We start from the raw sequence: 16,810 nt of genomic DNA on the forward strand, positions 1-16,810 counted from the left end.
GGAGATATGTAAATGTTTGAAGATTTTATAAACGCAATGCATAATTTCAAAACAAATAAAACAAGAACCGTTTTATCCCTGCTCGGAATTATCATCGGTGTAATGTCGGTAGTAATCGTTACGACAATGGGCTCTTCACTGTATACCAGCGTTGCGGATCAATTTAAAGATATGAACATGGACGTCATTACAATTTGGCAGCAATGGAACAGAAATACACGGCGGGCTTATGTTGTTTTTAATGACAGCTATCGCAAACGCCTTATGACGGAGATTCCCGAAATTAAAAATGTGTTTTATGCGAATACTTTTAATGCCCATGTAAACAGAAAAGATTTATCAGTAGGAGCAAAAACGGTTTCGGCGGTAGAGCCGGGAAGGTTTGAAGCGCTGAGGATGGAACTTGATTACGGAAGTTTTTTTTCTTTAAGCGACTATGCAAGGGGTTTTCAAAAAGCCGTTATCGGAGACGGTATTGCAAAAGAACTTTTTCCGGAAGGAAACGCCGTAGGAAAAAACCTTACGCTCCAAATAGGCTCCCGTTCGGGTTCGCCGCCCTATAATTTCGATTTCACCGTTATAGGAGTCTTAAAAGAAAAAAACAGCTGGCTGATACGTTCGTCTCAGGCGGTCTATGTACCCGGACAGTTTTACAAAAATCAACTGGCTCGAGCCGGAGATTCGGAAGACGTGGATTCCGCCGAGGTTGTTCTTTACAGCGCCGAAGACGGAACGGCGGCGGAAGAAAAAATAAAAAAGATTTCTTCCGAACTGGGAGGAGGCTATGAACATTCGGTGTGGACATATTCCGCAAAAAACGAATTTGACCAATTCTCCAAAGTGATGGATATGATAAATCTTGTACTTACCACTGTAGCGGGTATTTCGCTTTTGGTCGGCGGTATAGGAATTATGAATATAATGCTTGTTACCGTAACCGAACGTAAACGGGAGATAGGAATAAGAAAAGCGCTCGGAGCTTCCAATGCCGATATAAGAAACCAATTTTTGGTAGAGTCCGCCGCGTTAACCCTTACCGGAGGTTTTGCGGGCGTAATACTCGGCTCAATGATAAGCAAATTCGTTATAACTTCTATGTTTCCTCCCGAGTTTATCTACAGCTTTAACTTAAACGGCACCCTTATAGCCTTTGCCGTTTCGGTAAGCATAGGAATCTTTTTCGGCCTGCACCCTGCCGTCAAAGCCGCAAAACTGGATCCTGTAGCAGCTCTTGCAGAATAGCGGACAGGGTGCTTTTGCAAAACCGCCTTGTTTTACTTTTCGCTTTTCATCATTTTCCGTGCGGCGTAAACGAACGGAGTGTCGGCGATACTGGTGATTATATAAATAACATAGGTTGAAAGCGTAATCGATATAAGCGTCGATACGGGATAGATTTTAAAAAAGGCGCCCCATGTAAAAAGCAGGGTATTGATCAGTTGGGAAATCAGGGTTGAACCGTTATTGCGCAGCCAAAGAAATCCGTTTTTTGTACCGCACACTTTATTTGTAAAATCCCACCATTTATGATAGAGCCATACATCGAAAAACTGCGAGATAACGTAGGCGGCAATGCCCGCAATCATAATGCGCGGTGTATTGGAAAAAACGGTTTTCATGCTTTCCATTGCCCAGTCGTTTTCGCTCGGTGAAAATAACAGCCAATACTGCGAGCAAACGATGAAAAGTACCGAGGTGACGCTGCCGTAAATAACCGCCTTTTTAGCCGCCTTTTTACCGTACAGTTCGCTTAGAATATCGGTAACGAGAAAGGTGGACGCAAACAAAACGTTGCCGAGGGTTTGTTCCATGCCGAAGGCGCGCACTAAAATCAAAACTTCGATATTTGCCGTAATTGTTGCGATAACCGTCCACAGGTACATGCCCTGTTCCTTAAATAAACGTAAAAGTACCAAAACGATTCCGAAATATAACAAAACGGAAAAAATCAACAGGATTTCATTAGACATATTTTTCTCCGGATATAAAACAGTGTTTGCGGAAAACCGCGTTATTTTCCAGACTCTATCAAAGAAATAAAAAAAACGCAAGAGTGTTGTTTTCAAGTTCGGTACAGGGGTATAGATAAAAAAATAAATAAGTAGTATACTTGGCTCAGGTTTAATTGCAGCTGCGTTGATACTTTAGAGAACGGAGCAATTCTATTTATGATGGAAGAAAAAAAAGTTCGGCATATTTTAAATCAATTTGCCCTATACGGTAATTTGGAATCCTTTAAAGGTTTCGGAAACGGTCATATAAACAATACCTATCTTTCGGTATGGAATCAGGGCGGAACCCGCGTCCGCTATACCCACCAGCGGATCAATAAGAACGTTTTTAAAAATCCGGAACAGGTTGTACAAAATATTCACAACGTTACCGGACATATTTACCATAAACTGTCTGCGGAACAAAATGCTTCTGTTTCCCCGAGCCGGCGGGTTTTGCAGCTTGTACCTGCAAAAGACGGTAAGCTTTGGTTCCTCGATGAGGAGGGGGACTATTGGCGTACCTATGTATTTATCGAGCATGCTTCAACCCTTGAGATAATGAGCGGAACCGATTTGGCATATAAGGTCGGTAAGGCGGTCGGAACCTTTCAAAAGCAGCTTTCCGATTATACCGGTCCCGTTTTATACGAAACGATTCCCCGTTTTCATGATATGCATTGGCGCTACGCTCAGCTTGATGAAGCGATTGCTTGCGATAAGGCAGCCAGGCTTTCCTCCGTTAAAGATGAAGTCGATTTTTTGCAGGCAAACCGCGAGAGGGGAACGGTTCTCAGCGACGGTCTTGCAAACGGCAGACTGAAAAGCGGCATTACGCATAACGATACCAAGCTGAATAATATCTTATTCGACGATGCAAGCGGCGAAGCGATTTGTATGATCGACCTCGACACGGTTATGCCCGGTACGGTACTGTTCGATACGGGAGACCTTATCCGTACCGCAACCAATACGGGTGCCGAAGACGAGCGTGATTTGAGCAAGGTCGGTTTTAATGCGGACTTGTTCCGGGCTTTAATAAGAGGCTATATGAGCGAAGCCTCCGATTTTTTAACCGATTATGAAAAAAGTTTGATAGCCGAATCGGGCAGGGTATTTGCTCAAATTATGGCGGTACGTTTTTTAACGGACTATTTGAACGGCGACGTCTATTATAAGATTGAACGCCCCTCGCATAATTTGGACAGGGCGCGTACCCAGCTTACGCTTATAAAATCGATGGATGCGCAAAAAGCCGACATTGAATCGATAATGCGGGATTTTTGAACCGGGCCGTGCCGCAGAGAATCGTACGCTCGGAATCCGGTTTTTGTCCGAAGCCGAAGTTTTCGGACAGTCCCTTATAAAGGCAGCAATCCGGATTTTCCGGTATGCATATTTTAATCGGAGCTTTTCGGCGGGTGCCGCAAAGCTTAGGAGGAATTATGAAAAAAGCTCTTTTAATTCTCTCAGCTCTTTGTCTCGGAATCGTGCTTGTCTTTACGGCTTGCAGCGGAAAAAAGGCGGAAAAAGCCAAACTCGTATACTGGACGATGTGGAATGAGGCCGAACCCCAGGGTATGGTTATAGCCGAAGCGGTTGCCGCATTCACGAAAGAAACCGGTATTCAGGTTGAAGTAAACTTCAACGGCCGTGAAATCCGCAAAACCTTGCAGCCTGCCCTCGATGCGGGTGAAACGATCGATCTCTTCGATGAAGATATTGAGCGTGTTTTGAATGCATGGGGAAAATACCTTCTCCCCCTCGATGAATATGCCGCAAAGGCTTATTCCACGACCGGAGGAAAGGCGTACAACACCGTTGTAAACAAAACCCTTTACAATTTGGCTAAAGAACTCGGCGGCGGAAGCGTAAAAAATATTCCCTACCAGCCTTCAGCCTTTGTTACCCTCTACAATAAAGATTTGTTTGCAAAGGCCGGTATCACCGGTACTCCCAAAACCTGGAGCGAATTTTTGGAAGCCTGCGAAAAGTTAAAGGCAATCGGTATTCCGGCTATCACGGTAGACGATGCCTACATGGCATGCTTTTTCGGCTACAATATGGACCGCCTTGTCGGTGAAGCCGAAACGCTCAAAATGGTAAACAACAAAGACTTTACCGGTCCTCAGGTTCTTGAATTCGGTAAAATCTGGGAAAACATGGCGAAAAAGGGCTATATCAGCCCCAAGGCCGCTTCCAACATTTGGCCCGCAGGACAGGTTGAAGAAATGGCCGTAAGTAAGGTTGCCATGTACCTGAACGGAACATGGCTTCCCAACGAAATCAAAGCTCAAGCTCCGAATTTGAACTGGGGTGCCTTTGCCTGGCCGGCGATGTCCGCAAAGGGTGACGGAATTGAAGCGAACAACTACGGATGCCAAAGTTTCGGTATCAACAAAAATACCAAGTATCCGGAAGAAGCTTTCCGCCTTATCGTATGGCTTACGACCGGCGAATGGGATGAACGCTTAGCCGAAGAAAGCATCGGTATTCCCGCCGGCAACAACACTGCATGGCCTTCTCAGCTTGCCGAAGCCAAGGTTATCGTCGATAATACGACCAACCGCCTTGACTGGGCAGTCGGTATGGAAAACGATCCCGAAATCAACGCAAAGATTAAAGAAAACTTTGCAAAGTTGATTAAGGGTGATTTGAATGCCGAAGGCTTTGCCGCCGCAATGGCAAAATAAGCCCGTATCGGTATTTTGCCGGGAACGGACTGTAAAAGCGCCGCTTGTAACAATCCCGTTTCCGGCCCTTTATAGGGGGAACGTTTTATGCTGAGAAAAAATAAACCGATGATAATCATCTTTTTGACGCCCGCCGTATTCTGTTACCTTGCAGTCTTTTTATATCCGACCCTCAGAACCTTTGTTATGAGTTTTTTTGCGGTTGAAAGCGTTTCCGATTCCCTGTCGGATTGGTCATTTAACGGCGTGGGCAATTATATCAAGATTTTTACTACCCCCATGTTTTTACAGGCAATGAAAAACATCGGCCGACTCTGGTTTTGGGGCGGTGCCGGTGTTATGTTTTTAGCTCTCTTGCTTGCGGTTATATTAACAAGCGGAGTTCCCGCCCGGCTTAAGGTTTTTTACCGCAGTATCATATATCTTCCGAACGTCGTCAGTGCCGTCGCTATGGGTACCATGTGGATAAACTACGTGTACAACAGCGACTACGGACTTTTACATAATGTGTTTAATGCCGTCGGTTTTAACGACCTGTCGAAGGTTTTGTGGACGGGACCGGGTACCCGTTTTTGGAGCATGCTTGTCGCCTATTGTTTCGGTATGGTCGGCTACCATATGCTGATTTTTATGAGCGGTATAGAGCAAATCCCGGCCGATTATTACGAGGCCGCCTATCTTGAAGGCTGTAATCCTTGGCAGCGTTTTGTGAACATTACGCTCCCCTTTTTACGCGGCGTTATCAGAACGAATATCGTTATGTGGACGGTATATACGGTCGGCTTTTTTGTCTGGGGACAATTGTTCAGTCCGGTCAATTTGTCGAACGATACCGTCGCACCGATGAATTATATGTATGAATTGGTATTCGGCGCTTCTTCTTCGGCTTCTACCATCCGCGACAGCGGAAGCGGAGCCGCAATCGGCGTTGTTATGATGTTCCTTGTTATTATAATTTTCTTTTCGACGGAACGCATTGTTAAAAACGATGATATTGAAATGTAAGGAGGGCGGTAATGAATTCGTATAAACATAAAAAAGGAACCCTGTTATATAAGGCCGGCAAGGTTCCCGGTTATACGCTTTTAACGCTCTGGGTGATTTTTACCTTTATGCTGGTGGGCTGGGTTGTGTTCGCCTCGCTTTCAACATCGAGTGAAATATTTTCCGACCACATGTTTAAGTTTAAAACGGGTTTTCATTTTGAAAACTATATAAAGGCATGGAAAACGCAAAAGGTATCCGTATTCTTTATGAACTCCCTTTTATATACGCTGATTTCCTGTACGATGATAGTGCTTATAGCGGCTCCGGCGGCCTATGTATTGTCGCGCTTTAAATTTAAAGGCAACCTTTTGCTGCAAAACATGTTCGCCTCGGCCCTCGGTATTCCGGTGATTATGATTATCATGCCCCTGTTCGGTCTTGCATCGGCCTTCCGATTGACGAATAACCGCTTTTTGATTGTCTTTTTGTACATTGCAATAAATGTTCCCTTTGCCCTCTTTTATCTTTTGGCATTTTTTAAAAACTTGAGCTTTACCTATGAAGAAGCCGCCGCAATAGACGGCTGCCCTCCGATGCGTACCTTTTGGACGATTATGTTTCCTCTCGCACAGCCGGGCATTATAACCGTGTCCATCTTCAACTTTATTACGATTTGGAACGAATATTTTATGTCGTTGATTTTTGCGAATAAAACCTCCGTGCGCCCCGTTGCCGTCGGCTTGTACAATATGATTTCCGCCATGCGCTATACGGGCGACTGGGGCGGTATGTTTGCAAGCGTCGTCATTGTCTTTTTGCCGACCTTTATACTCTACCTCTTTTTGTCCGAAAAAATCATCAACGGCGTTACCGGCGGTGCCATTAAGGGCTGAGAGCTCCGGCTTTTGTTTATCCGCGATAACTACCCGTTAAAATCCCCCTCTTGACTTTAAATATGAGAATGATTATCATTTTCATATGACGGAAAAGATAAAAGAAGCCTACAATACAAAGCAGCGCGACTGTATTATAGGCTTTTTGGAACACGCACAGGACAGGCATTTTACCGCCGAAGAACTCTTTTACGCTTTGAACAAGGCGGCTGAGAATAAAACGGTAAAAACGCCCGGACTTGCGACGATTTACCGTACCTTGGATAAGCTTGAAAAAGAAGGAGTTATCCGCAAATACAATGCGGGAAGCGGTGATGAGGCATGCTATCAATATATCAACAAAGCTTCCGGCTGCGGCGAGCACTACCATCTCAAGTGTACATCCTGCGGTAAATTGATTCATCTTAACTGTTCACATATTCAAACACTTGCATCGCACATAAGCGAAACTCACCGTTTTACCCTCGATACGGGCAGAACGGTGCTGTACGGGCTTTGCGGCGATTGCGGTGAAAACAACGGAGAAAACTTAATATGAAAAAAACAAAAACACTTATGTTTGCATCGGTTCTGCTGTGTGCCGCTCTTTCTTTTGCCGGAGGAACCAAAGATACCGTTTCCGGCTCAAAGGCCGAAAATAAAAAAAGCGATACGGAACTTTCGGTTGTTACGACCATCTTCCCCATATACGATTTTACGCGCGCCCTTATGTACGGAGCCCCCGATGCACAAAGCGCAAGGGTTTTGCAAAATACGGCCGATAAAATCAAAGCCGATAAGGCTTTAAAACTGCTTGTAAAACCGGGTATGGAAATTCATTCTTTTGACCCCTCTCCCGCCGATATTGCGGCCATCCAAAAAGCCGACGTTTTTATCTATAACGGCGGAGAAAGCGACGAATGGGTGCACGAAATTCTTGAATCCATGGACATAAGCGGCAAAGTTGTCGTCCGCTTAACCGACTATGTAGACCTCGTTGAAGAAGAAATCGTTGAAGGCATGGAACACTCCCATGATGCCGATCACGATCATGCAGGTCATGAGGCACATGAGCATCACCATGAACATGACGGCCATGAAGCGCACGAACACCGCCATGAACATGACGGTCATGAAGCGCACGAACATCATGATGGCCATCATCACGAACACGAAGACGAACACAGTCATGAAGCCGACGAACATATCTGGACATCGCCTGCAAATGCGGCTAAAATGGTTAATGCAATACGCGATGCCTTAATCAAAGCGGATGCCCGAAAATCCGGCGGAACAAAGGCCGGCCTTTTTACAAAAAATGCGGCAGACTACAACCGTGAAATAAAGCGAACCGCCGAGACAATCTCCTCGGTTGTGAATAAGGCTTCCGATAAATTTATCCTTATGGGAGACCGTTTTCCGCTCCGCTATTTTGTCGATTACTACGGCTTGGAATACCGCGCGGCTTTTTCAGGCTGCAGTACCGCCGTTGAAGCAAATGCATCGACCATTGCCTTCCTTATAGACAAGGCTGCCGAACGCTCGGTTCCCGCCGTCTTTGCAATGGAGCTGAGCAACCGGAAAATCGCTCAAACCGTTGCCGAAGGTGCGGCGAAAAAGGGCGGCACAAAGCCCGCTGTTTTGGAATTGCATACGGTTCACAACCTGAGCAAAGACGATTTTAAAGCCGGCGAAACATGGGTATCGCTTATGATGCGCAATGCCGAAAGTCTTAAAAAAGGTTTAAAATAAACGGCCCGTTTATTAATAAAGGGCATTGTCTAAAAAGTCGGTTACTTTTTAGACAGGCCGGCGGGAAAATCGGTATAAAAAAAGAGGTGCAATGACTATACTGTCTGCAAAACATGTTCACGTCTGTTACGGAAGCCGCCAAGCGGTACGGGATGTATCCTTCGATATGGAACAGGGCGATTATCTTTGCGTTGTCGGCCCGAACGGTTCGGGAAAAACAAGCCTGGTCAAGGCCCTTTTAAACCTTATACCGATTAAAAGCGGTGCCGTCGAGCGCACAAACTGCGCGGTCGGCTATTTAAGCCAGCAACATGCCGTGCAGCGCGACTTTCCCGCCTCCGTTTTTGAAATCCTCATGTCCGGCCGCTTGCGTCATAAGGGGCTTCGCCCCTTTTATTCCAAAGAAGACCGCCTCGAAGCCGAAAAACAAGCCGAACGCCTCGGCATACAAAACCTCCTTAAGCAGCCCTACCGCAATCTTTCAGGCGGTCAGCAGCAGCGCGTCCTTTTGGCGCGTACCCTCTGCGCCGGAAGCGATTTACTCGTATTGGACGAACCCGTTACCGGTCTCGACCCGGCCGTTACCGATGAGTTTTACGAATTAATCCGAAATCTGAACACAAACGACCGTATCGCCGTCCTTATGGTTTCCCACGATGTGCGCCGCGCTGTTGAAAACGCATCCCATATTTTGCACATGCACACACGTCCCCTCTTTTACGGAAGCTCAACCGCTTACCGTACCACCGATTTATACCGCACCATGTGCGCCGTGGAGACTTGCTGCCGATGATCGACCTTTTAAAAGATTTATTTTCGTACACCTTTATTATCCGCGCCCTCGTCGGAGGCGGCTTTATAGCCCTGTGCGCCGCCCTTCTCGGAGTCAACCTCGTTCTAAAGCGCTTTTCAATGATAGGCGACGGATTGTCCCATGTCGGATTCGGCACCCTCGCCATAGCCATGGCCCTGAACTTTTCCCCCTTGGCGGTTTCAATCCCCGTCGTTGTCGCTTCCGCCTTTTTGCTTTTACGTATCAGCTCATCATCCGATATAAAAGGAGATGCCGCCGTCGCCCTCTTATCGTCAAGCGCCCTTGCCCTCGGCATCCTCGTTACCTCCCTTACATCCGGCTTAAACACCGACGTTACCGCCTTTATGTTCGGCAGCATCCTCGCAATGAGCCGCACCGATATGTACATCAGCATCGTTTTGGGTATCGTCGTCATAAGCCTATATACCCTTTTATATAACCGCATATTCGCCGTTACCTTCGACGAAACCTTTTCTTCCACCGCAGGACTCAACACCGGACGCTATAATTCCCTTTTGGCGATTTTAACCGCCCTCACCGTTGCCGCAGGCATGCGCTTTGTCGGTGTTATGATGATTTCAAGCCTCATTATTTTTCCCGCCCTCAGCGCAATGCGCATCTTTAAAACCTACCGCCCCGTCGTTATCTGTTCGGCCCTCTTTTCCGTCCTCTGTTTTTTTATCGGAATCATCGCAAGCTTTGTCTGGTCCGCCCCCGCAGGAGCAAGCATCGTAACAGCGAACCTTATCTGTTTCGGCATCTGTGCCCTCATCGGCCTCATAAAAAAATAACACTGCTTTAACCTAACGCGGAGGCTGCGGCACATCGGGAATCGGCACATTGCCCGGAAAGATTAAAAGGGATATAATAAAAAGCGGAATGTGATAAGGAATGTAAGTGAAAAAATAAAGAGAGCCTGAGATGAAAGCCGGAAAAATTCTTATTATTTTACTATCGATAAGCATAAACCTTATTCTGTATGCAACGGAACAGGAAAGCGATTATATTAAGATTAATGATATTGAACACAAGTTGTTTACAAATCCTATAAATCAATTACTTCAATTTGAAGATTTTCACAATCAATATATTACGGTCGTCAATACGATAAAAAATTTTTCAGTTTCCTCTGCATGTTGGAGAGGGTATACAGCTTATTTTGAAATAAAAAACGATTTATTATATTTATACGATATAATAGTTCATACCGTTTCTTTGGAGAATATCGGGAACCCCGAAAATAAAGATATATCAATTTATAGCAAGTTATTTGATAGTAAAACATCATTTTTTTGTGATTTTTATTCCGGTGTTTTAATAATCCCGGCCGGAGAATGTATAAAAGAAATATACAGCGGTTATGATTCTATATATGAAAACTATCTGATAATAAAAATTCATAACGGACAAGTTGTTCAAAAAAAAGAATTTAAATACAACGAATTGGAAGATAGAAAGATGGAAGCATTTAAAAAGTACAAACTGACTGAGAAATATAAAACCGACTTTTCCGAAGCAAAAAAAATATTTACCGTTGTTACTTTTGCCGAAGAACTTGATAATATATTGTATAAATCCGATGAATTATATTTATACGATTATTTTAGTTTTTGATATCGTTGAAAATTTTCAAGGCTTATATTGCAAGCCTAATATACAGTGCCCGAAATTACCGCCAAAAATACAGTAAAAACTTTATTCTTACTTGACACCCTATTTGACAGGGGTTATATTTTAGTAGTGATAAGAGAATTCATCATTACTAAAGAATTTGACCGCAGGTGGAAATTTTTCTCTGCAAAAATCCGAATGCCGGTGATGTGATGGAAGGAACCGGAGGTATTAAAAAAATACGATGGGCATTGGGAGCAAAAGGGAAAAGCGGCGGTGTAAGAATTATCTATCTTGATATTGTTTTTGCAGAACATATTTATTTAATTACGGTATTTTCTAAAAATGAAAAAATTAACTTAAGTAAGAAAGAACGTAATGAAATGAAAAAGATTGTAACGGCAATTAGGGAGGCGGAAAAGGAGGCTCAAAATGGCGGAAAATAAAGCATTTGAAAGTATTATGAACGGTCTTACGGAAAGTTTTGAATATGCTAACGGAAATCCTGCAAAAGCCCGAAAGATGTGTATTAAGGTTGCAGAGCTTCCTGCTTTTAGGGATATGGAGATTAAACAAATTCGCAAAGATTTAAATCTCACCCAAAGGAATTTTGCCTTTGTTTTGGGCGTTTCTCCCAAAACCGTTGAAGCGTGGGAATCCGGAAAAAATATGCCGCAGGGCAGCACTCAAAGATTTTTGCAAATACTCCGATTCGGCGGCAAGAAAATGCTTGAAGATTTTAATGTCATTTCCGTAGCAAAAAAAACGCCGGAATGATTGACGTGCATAGTACAAAAGAAATTGTTGATGATATCAGGAAGTTCCGTTTAAGCATAGTCCGGCCTTGCAATCGGAAAACCGGAAAAAGAGCTGATAAATGAAAAATAAGGTTTTATTTTTTTTAATTGTGCTTTATGCGGTCAGCGGAATGTATGCCCTTTCGCCCGAAAACGAATATGATTATCTCTATACCGATTTGATGAATTTTTACACGTATGGGTATAAAAAAACGTTTGACGAACGCATTATGAAATCAAACGGAAAAATAAATTTTGCACAAGGCTCTCTTACCGTAACGGGAAATAAAACAGACATCGCAATTCAAGGAAACGGTTTTTTTAAAGTTTTGGATTCCGAAGGGAATGACTATTATACGCGCTGCGGTAATATTCTTTGGAATACGGATTTTAAGTTGGTCATTAAATGTGCTGACACTATATACTATCTTCCTGCCGAACCGCTTCCCGCCGCCTTTACTTCAATCGAGATAAAAAACGACGGATATATCGTATGTGAATACTTTGAAAGTGAAAAAATAAAAAACAAAAAAACAATAGGCCGGATAATATTGTATGATATTTCAAATAACGATGTGGAATACTATGACGGATATGTAATAAAGGCAAAAACAAAACTTACGGAAAATACGCAATCGGCTATACATAACAAATGTCTTGAATTAAGCAATGTTCGGCTTGATGATATTCTTATAAGAATGTTATTTCTTATAGAAAAAATGGACGACAGCCTGATAAAAGGAAAAAAAACAAAAAAATTCTTAATTGAAAAGTTACTTGATATCGACTATAGAAAAAGTATTCTCCGGGAAACTTTTTCTGCAGACGGACAAATGCCGCTATTGCACGTTTCCGCTATGCAGGATTATTTGTCATGCCTTAAAAGAGATTATGAATAAGGTAAGTGTGTCCAAGACAGTTTTCAAAGACGGTACCGCGGCAATGCTCAGTAATAAAGATTTGCGGTTTTTACGAAATACGATCTATGCAAAACACCGGTAAATGAAATTGAAATTTGTAAGGATAGAAAGACAGACTACCTCAAATGAAAGGAGATAAAAAAAATGAATCAACTGACGATAAAATTAGATGATTACATTTCTGTAAAATGCGCCCCTGTTATACCGCCTGAAATATAGCACATGATGATTTTTGCGTGATTTTTCATGCATTCTGTTGTATAGAATACCAGTGGCCCGTGTTTTCATCGTTTGCATCTTTTTTGTATTATTAAGCTTGTAAAAAGCATTACAAAGTCATATAATTCGGTATCAAGGAGGTATTAAAATGGCTCACTCCGCTTTCAGTGTCCGTATGGATACGCAATTAAAAAATGATTTTACAGCTATGTGTGAAGCGTTCGGTATGCCGGTGTCTACCGCTATTACTCTTTTTGCCAAAGCCGTGGTCAGAGAGCAAAAAATTCCGTTTGAAATAAAAATTGATAATCCGAATGAAATAACAATAAAAACACTGGAACTTGCAGAAAAAGGACAGGAACTTCACGGCCCTTTTTCAACGCTTGCAGAATTAAAGGAAGCTTTAGATGCTTAAGCTTGTATATACGACACAGTTTAAGAGGGATTATAAATTAGCGGTTAAAAGAAAATCAGATATTGACGAATTATTTTATATCATTGATATGCTGCAAAGACGGCAGCCCTTGCCGGAAGAAAAAAAGGATCATCAACTGTTGGGTAAATATAAAGGATATAGAGAGTGTCATATTACGGCTGATTTTTTGCTTATATATGGAATTAAGGCAAATGAGCTGGAATTGATTTTATATAGAACAGGCAGTCATTCGGATTTATTTAAAAAATAAAATACTTTTCCCCTTACTCGGCAAAAAAAATGTTATAAAGGCGGTCCAAATCTTCGCGAGAAAAATAGTCGATGGTGATGCTTCCGCGCTCGAAATTTCCTTTAAGGCGCACGATTTTATAGATTTATCTTTTCATCCGCTCCAATACGCTGTTGATATTTCCGCTAAAAGGACCTTCGGTTTCCATCTTTATACTCGTTAAAGCCGCCGAATATCGAATGGAATCGGAAATATCGTGAGCAAGCCTATGTGCAATATACGAAAGAAAACAGGTATCTCCCCGTCCTATACGGCCGCTTTGATTTGAAGGGGTAAAGGGGGCTCGAAAATAATTTTTACCGTCAAAAACAAACAGTTCGTTTTGTTCCGTAATAACGATTTCTTTTGCTCCCCATTCAAAAAGCATTTGTGTCGCTTTTTCTTTATTATCCGTGTTCGTTATTATCTTCATTTCGGCAATATCGGCTTTTAAATAATAAATATAGGGAAGATAGGTTTTCTTTGCCGCCCAATCTTTGACTTCAATATTACCGCTTTCTATACAGCGTAAAACTGACTGTAAATCGAGAGCAAGTTTTCCGCGGGAAGCAAGGGGTATTATAAGTTCTTCAGGAATTTCACCGTAAAACAAACCGCCCAAATGAAAGACCGTTGCGTTTATATCGGCGGGGATATCGTCGAGTGTAAAAGAATCGGCAACCGAAATAAGATTCAAAGAGCGCTTGTCCATATCCGCTGTCAAAAAAGCGTTTTCCATCGATGTTGTGTATTGCGAAGGATATGAAATCACATCGATTCCCGCTTCCCGTAAGGGGGCTAAAATCCGTGAATCCTTTTCCGCCGTTTTTGTAATTACCAAAACATCCGCTCCGCTTTTTTGTGCGGCAAAGGAGGAAAAAAATGCCGCCCCGCCTGTGAAAAAATTCTTTGTTCCCATTATATTTTTTACATCGTTTGTAACATGACCTATCGATACAATGTCATAGTTTTTACGCATAGTGCCTCCTATAGATTTCGTAAAAAATCGATACTTTTGATAAAACCGTCAAGAACACTCATGTGTGCAAATTTACCCGGGCTCAATTCCAAATTAAAAATACCCTCATACCCTGCTTTCCGTAAAAGATTTACATACGTTTCTACTTCAACCGTATTGAATATCAGGGGCCAGTGTGTGGATGTACTGCCCGGACGGATGTCATGAATATGAGTATGTGCGGTATAAGATAAAAAGTCGGAGGGCGGCTCTTTTGGAATAAGACCTTGCATATAATTTGCATATGCATGTCCCATGTCCCAACAGATTTTTATAAGCGGATTGTTTAGATCTTTGACCATTTGCACAAGCATCGAATACACAACTGCCGGATCGGAATACCCTTTGCTGCGTTGAATTTCGTATGCGACGGTTATCGGAAGGTTTTCTTTTTCGATATCTTCGGCACAGTGCTTAAGCATTTGAAAAGTCAGGTTATAGTTTTCTTCGACAGTATTCTGTGTTGAGTTAAGAGGATGTAGGGTCAGCACCAAAGGGGCTTGAGAAGTTTTTTCCATATAGCTGTAAAGCCACGGAAAAGAGGCATACATTCCTGCTGTTCCCGTATTTTCATTCACATCGCCGTGAAAGCTTATTTTTAATCCCGTATCAAGGATTTTATCAAACACCGAAGCGATAAGGCTGCAATCGGGGTCTTGCTTCCAATGCCGCACTTCTATATATTGGCAGCCTCTTTCTTTTAATGTTTTCAGCATATGTTCAGGAATACACCCTGCTTTTTGCAACGCGTCCGTATTGCTTTCGTCGGTGTTTATTCCTGCAAGAAACATAAACGGAAGGGAAACTCCTATACGCATTATTTTTTTCCTAAAGCATCGATTATAGGCAAAAGTTCCCGCAAGTCTTTAATTGTAAAGTCGGGCGGACTTCCGATATCAGAAGGCTTGTTGTCAAAATATTCGATTAAAACGGTTTTTCCGATTCCTGCCGCCTTTGCACCGTCAATATCTTTTGAAGGACTGTTTCCGACATACATAACATCGCCGACATCGACCCCGGCTTGTTCACAGGCATGCTGAAAAATACCGGGATGGGGTTTTCGCTTTCCGTAGAGGGCTGAAAGAATAACAGGATTAAAAAAAGAAGTTAAACCGTATGATTCCAGAGAGTAGGCGACTTGTCCGCGTGATATGATATTGCTGATAATACCCATCGGTATATTTTTATTTCGTATCGCTTCTAAAGCTTCTCGTGCTTCGGCTCTCGCACTGCGGTAATAGCCGTCGGTTTCAATAATAAAGGCGGCTTTTTCTCCCAACTCATCACAAATTTTTTTATCGACTTTATATTTGTCCAACACAAAACGAAAAAATATTTCTTCCGGCGGCAATTCGATATGTTCATCTTTGCGCCATGAATAATAGTTTTTTAAGCCGCAGATAAGGGTTTCTTCAAATTCATCATCCGGAATTTGGTTTGAAAAAGCTTTATGTTCTTGAAACAAATGTTTTACTTTTGCACATGCTTTTGCTTTTTGTTTTTTGTCGGTTGGGTATACATCTATAGTGCCGCCGAAATCAAAAAAAATCATTTTAAGATCCATATTTTTCTCCGCTTTTATTGTAATAATACTTTTGTCTATATGTTTCAAGCAATTCAAGAGACTGCAAAGCTTTTTTATCCAATTTATACGCAACACCTACCAAAAGCGCATTGGTAATCGCAAGCGGTACAAGCGGCGAATGAAAGGACCCTTGAGGACCTCGTTCCGCACAAAAGACAAAGCTGCAGTCCTTTATTATTGCCGGGTTCATAATATCCGTAATAAGAATAACCGGAACCTCCTTTTTTTTCATTATATCGACATAAATTTTCAATTCATCAGAAATACGAAAAAAATTATATGCAACCGCGGCGTCTTGCCGGCTAAGTCTAAGCAATTCTTCCGCCAGCATAGAATCACCGTGTTTGTGATGAAAAGTATCAACGGAAAAACGACGCAGACGAAAGCTCAAATGGCAGCCGAGCATTTCGTTCGGTCCCATGCCCAATATATGAACCTTTTGTGCTTTACAAAGCAAATTTACCGCCGCCCAATAGGTTTTATCATCGATAAGGTGGATTGATTTTTCCAAATACCGTATTTCCCGTTTCGTTATATTTCGATAATTAATCTCGGTATTATCAAAATCTTTTATCAATTGCTGAACCCTGCCCCGCGGCGAATGAATCTTTTTGTGGTATTCAAAGAAGGCTTCCTGAAAATCGGAAAAACCTTCAAAGCCGAGCATTCTGGTAAAGCGGACTATTGAAGCCGCGCTCACTCCTATAGCGGAAGCCATCCGTCCGACGGAAAAATAAATCACTTCGGAAAAGCTTGTAAGCACAAAGTCGGCAATTTTTTTTTGCTGTTTGGGCAGGGAATCATATATGTCTAAAATTTCTTGAAAACAATCTTCAGTCATTTTTCA

The 16,810-nt window shown here is 42.6% G+C and carries 20 protein-coding genes; 15 read left to right on the plus strand and 5 right to left on the minus strand.

Features of this window, described 5'->3' with window-relative positions; all coding sequences use genetic code 11:
• The first annotated feature begins 12 nt into the window (after nt 1-12).
• Nucleotides 13-1,242 carry an ABC transporter permease gene (locus V1L52_RS00755; RefSeq protein ID WP_428770387.1) on the plus strand — a complete coding sequence of 410 codons (1,230 nt, stop codon included), beginning with the start codon at nt 13-15 and terminating at the stop codon, nt 1,240-1,242.
• 32 nt (nt 1,243-1,274) lie between these two features.
• On the opposite strand, the gene V1L52_RS00760 is transcribed toward V1L52_RS00755, so the two are convergent.
• Nucleotides 1,275-1,970 carry a queuosine precursor transporter gene (locus V1L52_RS00760; protein WP_428770388.1) on the minus strand — a complete coding sequence of 232 codons (696 nt, stop codon included), beginning with the start codon at nt 1,968-1,970 and terminating at the stop codon, nt 1,275-1,277.
• Between the two features lie 198 nt (nt 1,971-2,168).
• Here V1L52_RS00760 and V1L52_RS00765 point away from each other — a divergent pair, with 198 nt between their 5' ends.
• From V1L52_RS00765 to V1L52_RS00830, 14 genes are all read left to right on the plus strand, one after another.
• The gene (locus V1L52_RS00765) at nt 2,169-3,278 is read left to right on the plus strand and encodes a phosphotransferase enzyme family protein (protein ID WP_428770389.1); all 1,110 of its coding nucleotides are present in this window, start codon (nt 2,169-2,171) and stop codon (nt 3,276-3,278) included.
• Nucleotides 3,279-3,436: 158 nt separating this feature from the next.
• On the plus strand, nt 3,437-4,684 hold the full coding sequence (locus V1L52_RS00770; RefSeq protein ID WP_428770390.1) for an ABC transporter substrate-binding protein: 1,248 nt from the start codon (nt 3,437-3,439) through the stop codon (nt 4,682-4,684).
• Between the two features lie 87 nt (nt 4,685-4,771).
• Nucleotides 4,772-5,689, plus strand: coding sequence for a carbohydrate ABC transporter permease (locus V1L52_RS00775; protein WP_428770391.1), 918 nt, complete (start codon nt 4,772-4,774; stop codon nt 5,687-5,689).
• Nucleotides 5,690-5,700: 11 nt separating this feature from the next.
• Complete coding sequence (locus tag V1L52_RS00780) at nt 5,701-6,564, plus strand: carbohydrate ABC transporter permease (protein ID WP_428770392.1); 864 nt, start codon at nt 5,701-5,703, stop codon at nt 6,562-6,564.
• An 85-nt stretch (nt 6,565-6,649) separates the two neighbouring features.
• Nucleotides 6,650-7,102, plus strand: coding sequence for a Fur family transcriptional regulator (locus tag V1L52_RS00785; RefSeq protein ID WP_428770393.1), 453 nt, complete (start codon nt 6,650-6,652; stop codon nt 7,100-7,102).
• Complete coding sequence (locus V1L52_RS00790) at nt 7,099-8,295, plus strand: metal ABC transporter substrate-binding protein (protein ID WP_428770394.1); 1,197 nt, start codon at nt 7,099-7,101, stop codon at nt 8,293-8,295. Before V1L52_RS00785 ends, V1L52_RS00790 begins: the two co-directional genes overlap by 4 nt.
• Nucleotides 8,296-8,386: 91 nt before the next feature.
• Nucleotides 8,387-9,088, plus strand: a complete 702-nt coding sequence (locus tag V1L52_RS00795; protein ID WP_428770395.1) for a metal ABC transporter ATP-binding protein — start codon at nt 8,387-8,389, stop codon at nt 9,086-9,088.
• Nucleotides 9,061-9,900, plus strand: a complete 840-nt coding sequence (locus V1L52_RS00800; protein ID WP_428770396.1) for a metal ABC transporter permease — start codon at nt 9,061-9,063, stop codon at nt 9,898-9,900. The genes V1L52_RS00795 and V1L52_RS00800 overlap by 28 nt, the downstream gene beginning before the upstream one ends.
• 130 nt (nt 9,901-10,030) lie before the next feature.
• Nucleotides 10,031-10,723, plus strand: coding sequence for a hypothetical protein (locus V1L52_RS00805; RefSeq protein WP_428770397.1), 693 nt, complete (start codon nt 10,031-10,033; stop codon nt 10,721-10,723).
• Nucleotides 10,724-10,890: 167 nt separating this feature from the next.
• The gene (locus tag V1L52_RS00810) at nt 10,891-11,166 is read left to right on the plus strand and encodes a type II toxin-antitoxin system RelE/ParE family toxin (RefSeq protein ID WP_428770398.1); all 276 of its coding nucleotides are present in this window, start codon (nt 10,891-10,893) and stop codon (nt 11,164-11,166) included.
• Nucleotides 11,153-11,497 (plus strand): helix-turn-helix domain-containing protein, encoded by a 345-nt coding sequence (locus V1L52_RS00815; RefSeq protein WP_428770399.1) that lies wholly within the window; start codon nt 11,153-11,155, stop codon nt 11,495-11,497. The genes V1L52_RS00810 and V1L52_RS00815 overlap by 14 nt, the downstream gene beginning before the upstream one ends.
• Nucleotides 11,498-11,597: 100 nt before the next feature.
• Nucleotides 11,598-12,416, plus strand: a complete 819-nt coding sequence (locus tag V1L52_RS00820) for a hypothetical protein (RefSeq protein WP_428770400.1) — start codon at nt 11,598-11,600, stop codon at nt 12,414-12,416.
• A 415-nt stretch (nt 12,417-12,831) separates the two neighbouring features.
• Nucleotides 12,832-13,071 (plus strand): type II toxin-antitoxin system RelB/DinJ family antitoxin, encoded by a 240-nt coding sequence (locus V1L52_RS00825; RefSeq protein ID WP_428770401.1) that lies wholly within the window; start codon nt 12,832-12,834, stop codon nt 13,069-13,071.
• On the plus strand, nt 13,064-13,342 hold the full coding sequence (locus V1L52_RS00830) for a type II toxin-antitoxin system YafQ family toxin (RefSeq protein WP_428770402.1): 279 nt from the start codon (nt 13,064-13,066) through the stop codon (nt 13,340-13,342). Before V1L52_RS00825 ends, V1L52_RS00830 begins: the two co-directional genes overlap by 8 nt.
• A 124-nt stretch (nt 13,343-13,466) precedes the next feature.
• Here the strand turns inward: V1L52_RS00830 and V1L52_RS00835 are convergent, their stop codons facing one another.
• The 4 genes from V1L52_RS00835 to V1L52_RS00850 all read right to left on the minus strand — a co-directional run bounded on the left by V1L52_RS00835 (nt 13,467) and on the right by V1L52_RS00850 (nt 16,804).
• Nucleotides 13,467-14,339, minus strand: coding sequence for a PfkB family carbohydrate kinase (locus V1L52_RS00835; RefSeq protein ID WP_428770403.1), 873 nt, complete (start codon nt 14,337-14,339; stop codon nt 13,467-13,469).
• Nucleotides 14,340-14,347: 8 nt separating this feature from the next.
• A complete protein-coding gene (locus tag V1L52_RS00840; RefSeq protein ID WP_428770404.1) occupies nt 14,348-15,094 on the minus strand; it encodes a sugar phosphate isomerase/epimerase family protein in 747 nt (248 codons plus the stop codon).
• Nucleotides 15,095-15,195: 101 nt separating this feature from the next.
• On the minus strand, nt 15,196-15,942 hold the full coding sequence (locus V1L52_RS00845) for an HAD family hydrolase (protein ID WP_428770405.1): 747 nt from the start codon (nt 15,940-15,942) through the stop codon (nt 15,196-15,198).
• Nucleotides 15,932-16,804, minus strand: a complete 873-nt coding sequence (locus V1L52_RS00850; RefSeq protein WP_428770406.1) for a MurR/RpiR family transcriptional regulator — start codon at nt 16,802-16,804, stop codon at nt 15,932-15,934. Before V1L52_RS00850 ends, V1L52_RS00845 begins: the two co-directional genes overlap by 11 nt.
• Between the last annotated feature and the right edge of the window lie 6 nt (nt 16,805-16,810).

The organism is Treponema sp. HNW (assembly GCF_050320395.1).
Classification (GTDB): Bacteria; Spirochaetota; Spirochaetia; order Treponematales; family Treponemataceae; genus Treponema_C.

Bases quoted from the DNA above. Each gene is read 5' to 3' on its own strand.
- V1L52_RS00755 (WP_428770387.1), top strand. From the start codon at position 13: ATGTTTGAAGATTTTATAAACGCAATGCATAATTTCAAAACAAATAAA.
- V1L52_RS00760 (WP_428770388.1), bottom strand. From the start codon at position 1,970: ATGTCTAATGAAATCCTGTTGATTTTTTCCGTTTTGTTATATTTCGGA.
- V1L52_RS00765 (WP_428770389.1), top strand. From the start codon at position 2,169: ATGATGGAAGAAAAAAAAGTTCGGCATATTTTAAATCAATTTGCCCTA.
- V1L52_RS00770 (WP_428770390.1), top strand. From the start codon at position 3,437: ATGAAAAAAGCTCTTTTAATTCTCTCAGCTCTTTGTCTCGGAATCGTG.
- V1L52_RS00775 (WP_428770391.1), top strand. From the start codon at position 4,772: ATGCTGAGAAAAAATAAACCGATGATAATCATCTTTTTGACGCCCGCC.
- V1L52_RS00780 (WP_428770392.1), top strand. From the start codon at position 5,701: ATGAATTCGTATAAACATAAAAAAGGAACCCTGTTATATAAGGCCGGC.
- V1L52_RS00785 (WP_428770393.1), top strand. From the start codon at position 6,650: ATGACGGAAAAGATAAAAGAAGCCTACAATACAAAGCAGCGCGACTGT.
- V1L52_RS00790 (WP_428770394.1), top strand. From the start codon at position 7,099: ATGAAAAAAACAAAAACACTTATGTTTGCATCGGTTCTGCTGTGTGCC.
- V1L52_RS00795 (WP_428770395.1), top strand. From the start codon at position 8,387: ATGACTATACTGTCTGCAAAACATGTTCACGTCTGTTACGGAAGCCGC.
- V1L52_RS00805 (WP_428770397.1), top strand. From the start codon at position 10,031: ATGAAAGCCGGAAAAATTCTTATTATTTTACTATCGATAAGCATAAAC.
- V1L52_RS00815 (WP_428770399.1), top strand. From the start codon at position 11,153: ATGGCGGAAAATAAAGCATTTGAAAGTATTATGAACGGTCTTACGGAA.
- V1L52_RS00820 (WP_428770400.1), top strand. From the start codon at position 11,598: ATGAAAAATAAGGTTTTATTTTTTTTAATTGTGCTTTATGCGGTCAGC.
- V1L52_RS00825 (WP_428770401.1), top strand. From the start codon at position 12,832: ATGGATACGCAATTAAAAAATGATTTTACAGCTATGTGTGAAGCGTTC.
- V1L52_RS00830 (WP_428770402.1), top strand. From the start codon at position 13,064: ATGCTTAAGCTTGTATATACGACACAGTTTAAGAGGGATTATAAATTA.
- V1L52_RS00835 (WP_428770403.1), bottom strand. From the start codon at position 14,339: ATGCGTAAAAACTATGACATTGTATCGATAGGTCATGTTACAAACGAT.
- V1L52_RS00840 (WP_428770404.1), bottom strand. From the start codon at position 15,094: ATGCTGAAAACATTAAAAGAAAGAGGCTGCCAATATATAGAAGTGCGG.
- V1L52_RS00845 (WP_428770405.1), bottom strand. From the start codon at position 15,942: ATGGATCTTAAAATGATTTTTTTTGATTTCGGCGGCACTATAGATGTA.
- V1L52_RS00850 (WP_428770406.1), bottom strand. From the start codon at position 16,804: ATGACTGAAGATTGTTTTCAAGAAATTTTAGACATATATGATTCCCTG.